The 13,821-nt window shown below is 38.7% G+C and carries 9 protein-coding genes; all 9 read left to right on the top strand.

The window, feature by feature from the left end:
- On the top strand, nt 1-1,239 hold a 1,239-nt coding region (locus Q0507_RS08170; RefSeq protein WP_298714922.1), incomplete at its 5' end, for a phosphodiester glycosidase family protein.
- 88 nt (nt 1,240-1,327) lie between these two features.
- On the top strand, nt 1,328-1,612 hold the full coding sequence (locus Q0507_RS08165; RefSeq protein WP_058948506.1) for a biotin/lipoyl-containing protein: 285 nt from the start codon (nt 1,328-1,330) through the stop codon (nt 1,610-1,612).
- Nucleotides 1,613-1,624: 12 nt separating this feature from the next.
- A complete protein-coding gene (locus Q0507_RS08160; RefSeq protein ID WP_298714920.1) occupies nt 1,625-3,607 on the top strand; it encodes a SpoIVB peptidase S55 domain-containing protein in 1,983 nt (660 codons plus the stop codon).
- Nucleotides 3,608-3,637: 30 nt separating this feature from the next.
- Nucleotides 3,638-4,399 (top strand): ABC transporter permease, encoded by a 762-nt coding sequence (locus tag Q0507_RS08155; protein ID WP_298714918.1) that lies wholly within the window; start codon nt 3,638-3,640, stop codon nt 4,397-4,399.
- A 20-nt stretch (nt 4,400-4,419) separates the two neighbouring features.
- On the top strand, nt 4,420-5,178 hold the full coding sequence (locus Q0507_RS08150) for an ABC transporter ATP-binding protein (RefSeq protein ID WP_298714916.1): 759 nt from the start codon (nt 4,420-4,422) through the stop codon (nt 5,176-5,178).
- Nucleotides 5,178-6,437, top strand: coding sequence for an MlaD family protein (locus Q0507_RS08145; RefSeq protein ID WP_298714914.1), 1,260 nt, complete (start codon nt 5,178-5,180; stop codon nt 6,435-6,437). The genes Q0507_RS08150 and Q0507_RS08145 overlap by 1 nt, the downstream gene beginning before the upstream one ends.
- A 42-nt stretch (nt 6,438-6,479) precedes the next feature.
- Nucleotides 6,480-7,940 (top strand): TolC family protein, encoded by a 1,461-nt coding sequence (locus tag Q0507_RS08140; protein WP_298714912.1) that lies wholly within the window; start codon nt 6,480-6,482, stop codon nt 7,938-7,940.
- 292 nt (nt 7,941-8,232) lie between these two features.
- Nucleotides 8,233-12,519, top strand: coding sequence for a translocation/assembly module TamB domain-containing protein (locus tag Q0507_RS08135; protein WP_298714910.1), 4,287 nt, complete (start codon nt 8,233-8,235; stop codon nt 12,517-12,519).
- Nucleotides 12,520-12,695: 176 nt separating this feature from the next.
- Nucleotides 12,696-13,821 (top strand): POTRA domain-containing protein (locus Q0507_RS08130; protein WP_298714908.1); only part of this gene is annotated, 1,126 nt, incomplete at its 3' end.

The following is a 13,821-nucleotide window of genomic DNA, read 5'->3' as shown; positions in this document are numbered from 1 at the left end:
GAAGGCACAAGCCGAATTGTTTTAGATGTATCTGAAATGCCTGTATCTTGGACTCGATCTTATAATGAAGAAACACATGCCCTTACGCTTAACTTAGGGGGCACTACAAATGGTTTAACTGGACCTATATCGCAAAATGACAAAAAAACTGGAGTTCTTAAAGGCATTGGTTTACAACCCGTTAATGGGGGCTTACAAGTAACCCTAACCGCAAATAAGGATGTACAACATCATGAATTTGCATTAGCTAAACCGTCGCGTATAGTGGTAGATTTATTTTCTGCTTATGCGCAACAGACCACAAAAGATGTAAATAAATCTGTAAGATATAGCAAAATCAATAACACTGTAGCTGAAGGGAAAATTCAAGCCTTTGCATTGACCGTAGATAATGACTCTCCTATGGCGGTGGCGCATGTTCCAGAAGGTAAAACATTATCTTCTGTCTCTCAAGCTCATACGGCTTTGATTGGGACAAAGGTAAAAGGTGGCAGTTTTGAACGACCTTATTCAGTAGCTGGTGATGGAGCTATTGATTTAGAGCGCATTTCTAATCGTGGCACTTTGCGATATACACCAAATCGAGGATATTTTATCGAAGAGAAAAAACCTTTGCTTCAAGCTAAAACACAAAAGGAAAGTTTTGTGATTACCTCTATTGATACAGCTCGTAAAGAGAATGCTATGACCTTATATACATCAGCATATGGTCCATCTACAAAGACCAATGACTATGGTTATGAAGTGACTGTAGCGAATGGCAAGGTTATTAGTAAACAAAAGGGAAACTCCAAGATTGGAGAGAACCAATATGTATTATCTGGTCACGGTGAATCTAGTGATGCTTTACGTAAGTTAAAAGTAGGGACACCTATTACGATTCAAAATAGGGAAGAAGTTGCTCAAGTCAGAACTACCGGTGGAGCTAGTTTAGACGTGGGAACTATGGTGATGAAGAATGGTCGCTATGTGGGCGTTGATGCATCTAATAACAAAGCTCGTAGCTATATTGGTACCACAAAGGAACATGATTTAGTTGTATTAACAGTTGATAAATCAGAGCTTCAATCTATAGGGGTTACTCAAAAAGAAGGAGCTCAGTTATTGTTTAAATTAGGCGTTGTTGATGGAGCTGAATTATCAAATCAAGGTAGTATTGATTTAGTTATCAATGATGATTATGTACATAAATCCTCTTCTAGGCCTATAAGCTATGAGGATATTGTAATCATAAAATGAATTCGTTGCATACAATTTTGTTTGAAATATTACTAATAATTTAGTATACTATAAATACATAACCAATTTTGTAAAAGGAGGGATCGTTATGAAAAGAGTAGCGTTAGCTTTAGCTGCATTAGGCATTTTAAGTGTTAGCTCTGTAATGGCGGCCCCTGTATCATACCAAAGTGTATTAACAGGTAAAGTTGCTTCTACGGTTTCTGTTGGTACTTCTGTAACGGAAGGCCAAACATTGGTGACTGTAGAGACATTGGCTGGTCCTATGGCTGCTGCTAAATCTACTGTAACTGGTACTGTAACGGCGGTTAATGTTACAGTGGGTTCAGACGTTTCTCGTGATCAAATCGTTGTCACTGTAGAAAGTAAATAAAGGAGAGAAGGAATGAAGTTTTCTCATTCTTGGCGTCGGTATAGAAAAGCGATACTGGCGCTTTTCTTCTGTACCTCACTTACAACTGCACAGGCTATTGATTTTATGCCTGTCAATGATGTAACAACAGGTATGGAAGGTATTGCAAAAACTGTAATCGTAGGGGATACCATTTCGACCTTTGATGTAAAGGTACTGGGTGTCATGAAGGATAAGGGACCATCTGGTCATCTTATCTTAGCAAAGTTTTCCGGTCCCGTTATGGATCAAACCGGTGGTATTGCTCATGGTATGAGTGGTAGCCCTGTATATATAAATGGTAAACTCGTTGGGGCTGTTGCTTATGGCTGGGGATTTGCGGATGGTACTATAGGGATGATTACTCCTATTGAGGATATGGTCAAACTATGGAATATTCCGTATGAGAAAAACCTATCTAAACCTTGGGATGATACACAATTGATTCCTTTAGGCACTCCGCTCATGGCTTATGGCTTCGATGCGGCATCAATGGATTACTTTAAATCCAAGCTACCACAATATAAATATGAAACATATGATACGGCAAGTGCTAGTGGTGATGAAATTGCAAAACCACTAGAGGCTGGCGGCTCTGTAGCTGCTTTGTTAGTTGATGGTGACCTCAAATTGGGCGCTATTGGTACTGTGACTCATGTAGATGGTGAAAAGGTTGTTGCTTTTGGTCATCCATTCTTAAAACATGGTTCATCTAATTACTTCATGCACAATGCAAGTATCTTTACCGTTGTAAAAAGCTATAATGCTGCTTTTAAACTTGGCTCTATGGGGAAAGAAATAGGCTCAGTTACTGAAGATAGAGGGGCAGGCATTGCCGGCGTATCTGGCGTGATTTCTCCTGGTATTCCATTGCGATTCCATTTAAAAGATCTTGATATGGGACGTGATAGAACTAGCTCTGTAAAGGTTATTGAAGATGGTGAAATGACACCAACTCTAGCAGCTACGGCCTTGTATAATATGTTGAATAAAACATTGGATCGCAGTGGCGCTGGTACAGCCACAATTTCTTATACTATCACACCTAAAGGGAAAGAACATAAGCCGTTAACGCGGACAAATATGTTCTACAGTTCTGATTCCGTTAGTGAGAAAGCCGTTGATGAATTTTATAATGTTATCGATGTGCTTATGAACAACCGATTCATTAATTATGAGATTTCTGATATTACGGTTGAAACTAACGTAACGCAAGATAAGAAAACAGCAAAACTTATTGATGCTTCGGCTTCGTCTACTGTAGTTTCTCCTGGGGATACTATCGTAGTAGATGTAACATTAGAACCGTTCCGCGGTGAAAAAGTTATTAAACAGATCTTCTTTAAGGTACCTGAAGACCAAGCTATTGGTAAGTATACCTTAGAGGTGCGTGGTGGCGGTGAAATTCCATTGCCATACGTATTGGAAAAGCAAAAGTATAATTTAACAGATGAAATTTTACGTCGTTTGAAAGTTCATAAAGATTTTGACGAGCTGTATGATGAAATTCAAAAGACCGATACAAATAATCAAATCGTTGTAGAATTTTTGGAAGATGGCATCAGCTTGGTTGATGAAGATGGCTCTCAATCCGTTAAAAAGGCTAAGCTTAAAGATGTAGAATCAAAACCTATGCCAGGGGATGTAAAGAAAAAAACAGGTCAAGAAGATTTGAGCTCTGGTAAGGATGATGATAAAAAACTTGAAAAAACTGCCGTTGATACTGAGTACATCGTGCAAGGTGATGGTCAATTTACAATTCATGTAATGAAACCAGCTGATCGCGATAAAGAATTAGCTAAACGAGTCAAAGAAGCGAAACATCAGATTAAGATGGAACGCAAGTTAGAATTGGAAGATCAATCTAAAAAAGACAAATCAGATAAAGAAGAAGCTAAAAAGGGCTCCAAAAAGGAATCAAAAGAGGCTGATAAAAAAGATGAGCCTAATGTTGGTGAAATAAATACAGCTGAATAAGCTGAATCTGTAAGGGAAAGGGATACACTGTTGAATTGGCTAGAATCGATAGGTCGAGCTGTCATAAACGGCCTATCGCAGATGGGGAGTGCCACATTATTAGTGTGGCAAACGATAAAACAATTAAAAATGATTAATCTGTGGCATGTATTTCAGCAGATGGCTCACCTTGGTGTAGACTCATTGCCTATTATCAGCTTAACCTTGCTTTTTGCTGGGGCTGTTATGACCTTACAGATTACAGATGTACTTATTACCTATGGGGCTCAAAGTACGGTTGGTGGTCTTATGGCTGTAGCTATGGGACGTGAATTGGGTCCTATCTTAGTAGGTGTAGTGTTAGCCGGCCGTGTTGGCGCCGCCATCACGGCTGAAATCGGTACAATGAAGGTAACAGAACAAATTGATGCGCTACGTGTTATGGCCGTTGATCCTGTTGGTTACCTTGTAGTGCCGCGTGTAGTGGCTTGTATGATTATGGTGCCAATTTTGGCATTTTATGGTGTTGTTATCGGGATTGCTGGTGGTTACTTTGTAGCTACTGTTATCAAGGGCTTGGCGCCTAGCACATATTTAGATTCCATTCAAATGTTTTCCACTATTTCAGACTTCACTTTAGGACTCATAAAGTCTAGTGTGTTTGGTGCTGTTATTGCATTGGTTGGTGCTTATAAGGGGATGGAAACTAAAATGGGTGCTGAAGCTGTGGGCTTCTCCACTACTAGTTCTGTAGTAACTAGTATTATTTTAGTATTTGTATTAAATTACTTTTTATCTACATTGTTATTTTAGTAGATATTATAGAGGGATTTATGATAGAACTACGCAATGTTGTAGTTGCCTATGAGTCACGTGTGATTTTAGACTCTGTTAATCTCACTATTAATGATGGGGAAACGTTAGTTATATTAGGTGGTAGTGGCAGTGGTAAAAGTACATTACTTCGATTGCTAATTGGCTTACAACGTCCTACATCGGGGCAGATTATCGTAGATGGCACAGATATTACAACATTATCTGAAGATGAATTTAATACAGTGCGAAGAAAAATGGGGATGGTATTCCAATATTCAGCTCTATTTGATTCTATGTCGGTAGGTGAAAATGTAGCCTTTGGTTTGCGTCAACATACGAAGTTAGGAAACGACGAGATTAAATGCATTGTGGCAGAACGACTCGATTGGGTTGGTTTAAAAGGATATGAATCCTATATGCCTAATGAGCTGTCTGGTGGTATGAAAAAGCGGGTTAGCTTAGCTCGTGCTATAGCACTAGATCCAAGTTTAATTCTTTATGATGAACCTTCATCAGGGTTAGATCCGATTACATCAGGTACGATTAGTATGCTAATTAAGGGGATGCAGAGTCGGCTCGGTTGTACTTCTATCGTTGTAACACATGATATGCAGTCAGCATTTTATGTTGCTGATCGCATAGCTTTACTCGATCAGGGGCGTTTTGTAGAAATTTCTGATACAATAGAGTTTAAGAATTCTACAAATAAGAAGGTACAACAATTTATTCATGGTGAGGCAGAACTGATTAACGTATCTGTGATGGGAGATATATAATGAAGTGGACGACGGAGGCCAAGGTAGGGGCTTTCACAATAATAGGTATAGTTCTATTTATCGCAGGCATACTATTTGTAGGCCGTATCGATATTTGGGCTAAGCCGCAAATGACAATTACTGGTGATTTCACTCAAGTAAATGGTCTAAAAAATGGTAATCAGGTTAAATATTCTGGTGTGGCTATTGGGACTGTTTCGGATATTGAAATTACACCGCGTGGCGTTGTGGTTAAGATGAAACTTAATGAAAAAACGCAGATTCCAAGTGACTCCATCTTTTCCTTGGGATCAGATGGGTTCTTAGGTGATAAATTTATTCAAATTTCACCAGGACAGTCTAAAGTATATTTACAAGATGGTGACTCCATTAAAGGTGAAGGCGCTGATGCTGTGGATAAGGCTATGCAAAGTGCGCAAAAGTTAATGGATGGTACCGAGAAAATGTTGCAGTCTATCAATAGTATTATTGGTGATCCAGCAACTCAAAGTGCACTTAAACATTCGTTGCAATCTACGGCGGTAATGGCTGATAATGCTGTGGCTATTACACAAAATATGGCGGATGTAACGGCTCAGTTAAATCAAGCAGCACAGCAGTTTAATGCTGATGGGAATGCAGGCAATGATATGCGTGCTATTTTAACTAATTTAAAACAAACTACTGATCGTGTAGATAATATGGCTCGTACCATGGAATCTACTGTAACAGATCCTAAGGCACAAGATAATATTAAGGAGACTCTACATAATACGGCGCAAATCTCAGCACGCATCAATAAATTGATGGGTGGTAAGGCTTACCAAACGAATGCAAATGGAAATATTGTAGAGGTTGGTATGACTGAAAAAAAGTCATCCACTAAGGTTGAACCATCTGTAGATTTGCTATATAACACAACGGATAATGAATTCCGTGTGAATGGTCGAGTTCGTGCCTTTAATAATAAAGGGATGGCTGAAATTGGCCTTTCTAATCTGGGAGATGATACTAACTTTGATTTAAATGCAGGTAAATTTATTAGTTCTAAATGGTTGGTACGTGGCGGTATTTTTGAAAGTGAATTGGGTCTCGGTGCAGATTATAACCTACGTGGTCCAGTATCTTTGTCTGCCGCGGTATATGACCTTAATCATCGTAAATATCGTATTCGTAGTGATATACGTTTACATAAAGATACCTATGGCGTTATTCAAATGACCAGACCATTCAGTTCTGCGAATGGAGGTACCTATTTCGGTATTAAACAAGTATTCTAATGACTAACACATTTACTCTATATGAGTATGGAGGTACATATTATGAATAAAAAAGTTCTTTCCTTAGGTGTAATGCTTTCATTAGCTACTACTGGTGCGTTCGCCGCTGATGTAGTAACGACATCCGTTAATAACGGAGATCAATTAAGCAAATATCAAAAAGAAGCCATTCAATTAACACAAAAGCAATTAGCAGACAAATCTGTTTTAGATAGTAAAACTTATGAACACACAATAGCTTTAAACGAAGCTCGTACTGTTGATTTAGCGTTAGCTAATAACCGTACAGCTAAACAGACTAAATGGGGTTATGAAGTTGCAAAATCTGCGGTAAGTGAAGTGGCAGCTAGTAAAAATCCAAGTGTTAGTTATGGTTGGAGTGCTCAAAGAACGGGTGGCGATACTGGTAGTGGCAAAACTGGTAGCCACAACTTCTCTATTAGTGCTCCTGTATTTAGTCCTCAAATTGATGCGAATATTGATGCTGCACGTTATACTCGTGAAGGTACTGGCGCTAGCTATGAAGAGGCTTTACAACAAGCAAAATATGATGCCGTTAGTGGTTATTATACATTGATTATGAGCCGTAATATGGTAGATGTGGCACAACAAGCTGTTAAAGATTATCAAGGCCATGTGACAAATGTAGAGGCACAATATAATGTCGGATTAGTAGCAAATTCAGATGTATTGGCCGCTAAAACAAATCTTGATGATTCTAAAACATCTCTTGTTAAAGTACAAAATGCTGCGAATCTAGCAGAGGCTAGCTTGAATCAAGTTATTGCATACCCTGCACAAACAGCTATAACCACAGCGGAGCGTGATTTACAATATAAACCTTACAATGTAACTTTGGAACAAGCAAAAGCATATGCTATGCTTCATCGTTCCGCTCTCGTAAAATCAGCTCTTGATGTAAAGTCCGCTGAAGAAGCTGTAAAAGCTGCTAAGGCAGGTTATATGCCGACTGTAGCTGTAAAAGCCGGTCGTGGTTATGGTGACCCAGATGGATACTTTGGTACAAGTACAAAGTCCTGGAGTGTTGGTGCTAGTGCTACTTGGAACTTATGGGATGGTGGCGCTACACAAAATGCTATTAAAAAAGCAAATGCGCAACTTGAACAAGCAAAAGAGGCTAATTTAGCATCTGTTGATGCTGTATTGTTAGCCGTACAAAAAGCATACTTGAATCTACGTTCTGCAGAACAAACAATTCAAAGTACGCAAACTGCAGTTGCCCAAGGTCAAGAAAGCTTCCGTATTGCTACGCTTCGCTACCGTGCAGGTGTTGGTACGAACCTTGATGTACTTGATGCAGAAACTAAGTTGACAACAGCTCGTAATAACTATGTAGAAGCTCTTTACAATTACAATATTAGCATTGCGGCTCTTGAACAATTAACAGGTGTTCCATTGTCTACACCTGTAGGTCAAGGTGCTGAAGTTATCGCTAATAGTGGTGCTGTTGAACAATTGGCAAAATTAAGTGGCAACCAATAATTCGATCCTTAAAAAGACGACTTCGGTCGTCTTTTTTCTTGTAGTGGACATTATAGACAATGAGTGTTCTTGATAGGGTTATATTTTATATGTATATTTCATGTGGTGTTACAAAGTTTATGTTTATGTAGTGGTTAATAAAATTAAATATGTATTTATTGTAGAAACTGATTGCTGAGAAAATATATTAGTTTTATAAAATTTACCCTTAAAATACTATAGTTATTACTGTGTCTGTGGTAAGATTAGTATATATATTTATATTATTCATAATGTGTATGGGAGTATCATTATGACCCGTAAAAAGTGGTTCCTTATAGGTGCAGCGATTTTAGGCCTGTCTGGTATTGGTGCTAGTATCAATCCTATCGCTCACACTTACGTTGCACCTATGATGAAAGAACAAGTAAATAATGCCATAAACGGATCAGTAGATTATGATTCTCTCCGTATTAATTGGAATGGTGATGTTGTTCTAACAGATGTGACTATCAAAGATAGGAATGGACATTTAGTTGGAACTGCTCATGAGGTTGCTGTAGGGGTTAAGTTATCTTCTTTACCTAATATTATTGGCGGTAACACCTCAGGGGCTACGGCTATTTCTAGTGTAATCGTCGAAGCGCCAGATCTTCATATATGGCAACTAGCTGATGGGTCGTGGAGTATAGCTAAGTTGGTAAAACCATCCGATCCAAATAAGTCGGGTACTTTTGATGGCTCTGTGACTATTAATAATGGTCACATAGCGCTACGTACTAAAGATGGAATAAAGAGGAACGTAGAAAATCTTGATGGGACCATGGCGCTTAATATGGGCGGCATGTCCAAGGGCGTTTTTACTGCTGATGTAGACGGCTCCGCAATTACTGTAAATGGCAACATTGATATGAACAATGTATCTAATTTTGATCTCTTTGTACAAGCTGACGAAATTGATACTGCTGGTATCATGAGTTTTGTTCCACTTCGTAAGGATATATTTGTAACGAGTGGTAAATTACAAGGTTTACATCTAAATGTTAAAAGTGAAGATGGCAAATACATTATGAGTGGTAATGTAGGCTTTAAAGGCTTAACCGGTACTTATAAATGGGGTAATACAATTTATAATATTACCGAGGGTACAGGTCGCATTATGCTTAATAATGATCAAATCGTTATTAGTCGTAGTTCTTGGCGCGTAAATGATCAAGTAGCTAAGGTAAATGGCTTAGTTACACTGGGTAAAGAGGAAGAGCATTTAAATCTTAATATTGTGGCTGATAAAGTAGCTTTAGAAGCGATAACGGATGTTGGAGTTACTGGTATTGTAGGTGGACGTGCACATATTGGTGGTACGACAGTATCTCCTCGCGTAGATGCAACGATTGCTAGTGATGGTATTTCTTATAAGGGTTACTATATTGATCGTTTACAAGGCGACGTTGTATATGATAACGGTTTAGTTCGAACTGATGATGCTCGCTTGTCTGTGGGTGAAGGTAGTGCAAAGGTTAAAGGTCAATATGTAGTTGATACAGGGGATTTTGATGCTACTATAAAGACTCACAATTTGCCTTTAGGTACTTTCACAAAAGATATGACCACACCTATTACAGGCAATATCGATGGTGAGATTCGTATCCTAGGAAAAAATAATCAAGTTACAGACGTAGTAGGTGCCGTTGAAGGTCGTCAAATAGGCATTCGCGGTGTTGTGGTTGATACTGCAAAAGCTAACTTTACACATGCTGATAATCGCACAAATATAACCGTTGTAGGTACTATAGGGGATGGAGCGCTTAGCGGTTATGGCTATATCCAAAATGGTAATGTGGATGCCACTATTTCCGGTAATGCTTTGCCGTTGACATCGTTAAGTCCTGTTATTGGTCATGACGTAGATGGCACTTTGAACACTTCTTTTGCGATAAAAGGCACATTAGATAATCCAAATGTAACGGGCACCGTATGGGGGCAAGAGGTACACTATAAAGGGGCTCGATTCAATAGTATTCATGGTGATGTTAAGATAGACAATCATATTCTTACTATTGCAAATGGTCATATTGGTGATGCAGATGGTGGTTACGATGTTAATGGCTGGTATAACCTTAATACAGATGCATTAGATTTAAACGCAAGGGCTCGTGCCGCCCGTATTGAAAATGTGCTTCGTACTGTTACAGATGTTCCTATTACAGGCTGGTTTGAAACGGACAATCATATTACAGGTACGGCAGCAAATCCGATTATAGAAGGTCGCGCTCATTTGTGGGATGGTTCTGCTTATGGAAAACTCGTGACCAATGCATTTGCAAAATATAATTATAAGAATGATACATTAGAGCTTTATAGATTTGATATTGAAGGCTATGGTGCAACTATCACGGGTGGCGGTACAGTTTCTAAAGAAGCCATTAATGTAGATTTTGAAGGCAAAAAAATTGATATGGGCAGATTGCTCATTAATACAGATTATAAAGTTGATGGTTTATTATCTGGCCGTGGACATATTACTGGATCTATGGATAATCCTCAATTCAATGGCTATATTTCATCTGATGCTCTATCGATTAATGGGGAGTTATTGCATGATATTCATGGTCGTGTTTATGTGGATAAATCGGTTGTGAATGTACAAGATTTTACCTTCGCTGAAGCCGATGGCGGTCGCTATGTTGCAAAAGGCGGAATGAAGCTTGACGATAGTAAACAACTATTTGGTGTGTTAGATGTAACCAATGGTAGAGTAAAGAATTTATTAACCTTGCTAGACCGCTCCAATGAACATATTGATGGGAAATTAAATGGCTCTGTTGAAATCGGTGGTACACATGATAATCCAAGCGTTAATGTAACCGGTAAGATTAGCGATGTAAGCATTGATGATAAGATTGTTGGTGATGCAACTATCAATGCAAGTCTTGCTAATCGTAAATTTAAAGTTACAACTTTAAAACTACCTGTTGGTGAAGGCCTCATTGCAGTGGGGGGGACGCTGGATCTTGATGGTCAAGCGGACTTACAAGTGGCTTTAAAGGATGTTGATATAGTACCGTTCTTGCCGCTTGTAGGTAAAGATATTCAAGCTACTGGTTGGGTGACTGGTGTTGTAAATATTACTGGGGAAACTAAGAATCCTAAAGTGGAATTATCTGGTGCTGTAGAGTCAGGGTCCTTTAATGGCGTTGGCATTGATGAAGGTTTTGCACTTGCTACAATGCAAGATCAAGTCATTCAAATTCAAAGAATTCAAGGGGCTAAAAGTGGTTATAAACTTAGTGCCTACGGTAAGATTCCATTAGCGGCAATCTTTACTTCTGGTTATATTCCCGCAAATGACAGTAAATCTATGGATGTAACTATTGATTTTAACGAAGCCAATATGGCCGTTATTCCTCTCGTTACCACTAGTGTTAAGGAGGCAACAGGTCCGTTAAAAGGTACGGTTCACATTACAGGCACTATTGATCAGCCTGAAGCGTATGGTACGGTATCAGTCCGCAATGGCACGATGAAATTGGCAAGCGTAGAAAATCAAATTACTGGTATTGATGGAGACTTAATTTTCTCTGGTCAACAAGGTGATTTCCAATCCCGTATCAATATGGGGAAAGGGTCCGCTGGTTTAGCTGCTAAAGTGAATTGGTCTGGACATACACTTACTAATTACAAGGCTGCAGTTCAGTTAGATGACTTAGAGGTTCGCAGTGAATATGTAAGAGGACCGTTGAATGGTGAACTCTATATTGCTGACCGAGATGGATTACCTACGCTCATAGGCACTTTAAATCTTGAAAAGATTCAATTCAAAATTCCGCTTTCCTTGGAATCTAGTGAAAGTACCAATAATATGGGTGTGGACGTTACTGTTCATGCTGGAAAAGGTGTACGTTTATATGATCGTACCTTGTATAACATGTTTATCAGTGGTGACGTCCATTTTGGTGGTTCTTTACAAAATCCAACTGCTAGCGGTCAATTCGATGTTAGAAATGGCACGTTTAAGTACTTGAGCCATGTATTTAATATTACAAAAGGGAATGCCCATTTTGTAGGCGGTTCTTATTTGCCGAACTTACAATTAGAGGCTGAAACAAATGTAAGTAATTATACTATTATGCTCGGTGTTAAAGGGACTGTGGATCATATGGACTTATCGTTGTCCTCTAATCCTACATTGTCTAGAAAACAGATCATTTCAATGTTGACCTTTGGTCGGGGGGCTGATTCAAATAGTAGCACTTTGACAAACGAAGATGTGAATGCGGTGGCTACAGCAGGACTTCAAATGTTTGCTTTTGGCTATGTACAAGATGCCTTACAAAATACTCTTGGTTTAGATCGCATCAATATTACAACAGGGTCGATTGATCCTGATGAGCCAACCAATAAGGAAACGGCAAGTAACTATAATATTGAAATCGGTAAATATGTATTACCTAGAGTTATGTTGACCTATTCCCAAGGTATTAATAACAAACAAAATAAATACGGTATAGAATATTCTGTTAAACGAAATCTCAAGTTCACCGGATGGCGTACATCAAAAGGGAACAATTATATAGGTGGTCGTTGGACACGGAGCTTCTAAGTGTGTGACTAGAATGTGCAAATCCCTTAGGTATGCACATTCTAGTCATATTAATTTCATAAAATTTGTTTAATATAGTACTCATTCCAAGCAATTTATGCTATAATAATAAAGATTTATTAGTCTTTATAAATAAGATGTAAACTCTTTATGGGGATGAGTTCTAGGAGGAATTTATGTTTAAACCAAAAGCTTATAAAAGTATGCTTGCAGCGTCCGTGTTGACCGCTGTCATGGGGACAGGCAGTGTATTTGCTGCAGAGGTACAAGCTGGCTATACTCCAGATTTAAATAGCACAACAACTACTAGTGCTGCTACAGTCAATGATGCAGCTACTACACAAGCTGTTTATAATGCTAATGCAACTACTACAACTATACAAGATGAAACTGATGCGGCTATCTTAGCTGCTCGTGGTGATACCACTATATCTAGTGACGGTACTGTAGTAAAAGGTTCTGACGGAACTGTTACAGTAAATAATGCTGCTTTAAAAACTGATGATAAACAAGTAAAAATGGTATCTAAAACTACTGGTGGTACTGATCTTGATAAGGCTGCTGAAAATGGTCAAACTCAAGCTGTTACAACGGTAGAGGCTCAATATGTTACTTCTGCTAGTGCAGAAGCTGTTAATCCCTATGTAGGCAAATTAATTACCGGTTTGTCTATTTCTGGTGTTACCGCTGAGCAACAAGCAAATTTATTACCGATTTTAACCGAAAAAGTTGGCGATGCAGTATCTGTTGATGGCGTTTTTAAAGATGTAACCAACCTTGGTAATACTGGCTATTTCTCTGAAGTAAATCCTGTATTTACAACTGTACCTGAAGGTGTTAAATTGGACTTTGCTGTAACAGTAAACCCAGTTACTACAGGCGTTTCCTTTGAAGGTAATACTGTATATAGCTCCGAAGTACTGACTAAGTTCATGGATATTCAACCAGGTCAAGTTCTTAACTCTGTATCCGTAGGACAAAAAATTCAGGGTATTAACGCCGCATACGCTCGTGATGGCTATATGTTAGCGCACGTAGATGGTATTCGAGTAGATGATCAAGGTGTGCTTCATGTTCATATCGTAGAAGGTATTGTAGAAGATATCATTCCTGCAGGTAACAAGAAAACTCGCGATAAAGTTATTACTCGTGAATTTGTTCAAAAGAAAGGTAAACCTTTCAATAAATTCTTGGTACGTCGTTCTGTAGAACGCGTATACAACTTAGGCTTCTTTGATGACGTAAATGTTCGTATGTTGCCAGGTGAACAAGATCCAAATAATGTAATTATTGAAATCGACG

Origin of the sequence: uncultured Veillonella sp., from assembly GCF_938010505.1 — a bacterium.
Lineage (GTDB): Bacteria > Bacillota > Negativicutes > Veillonellales > Veillonellaceae > Veillonella.
Note: the sequence above shows the minus strand (reverse complement) of the source record. Positions and strands in the feature narration are given on the sequence as shown.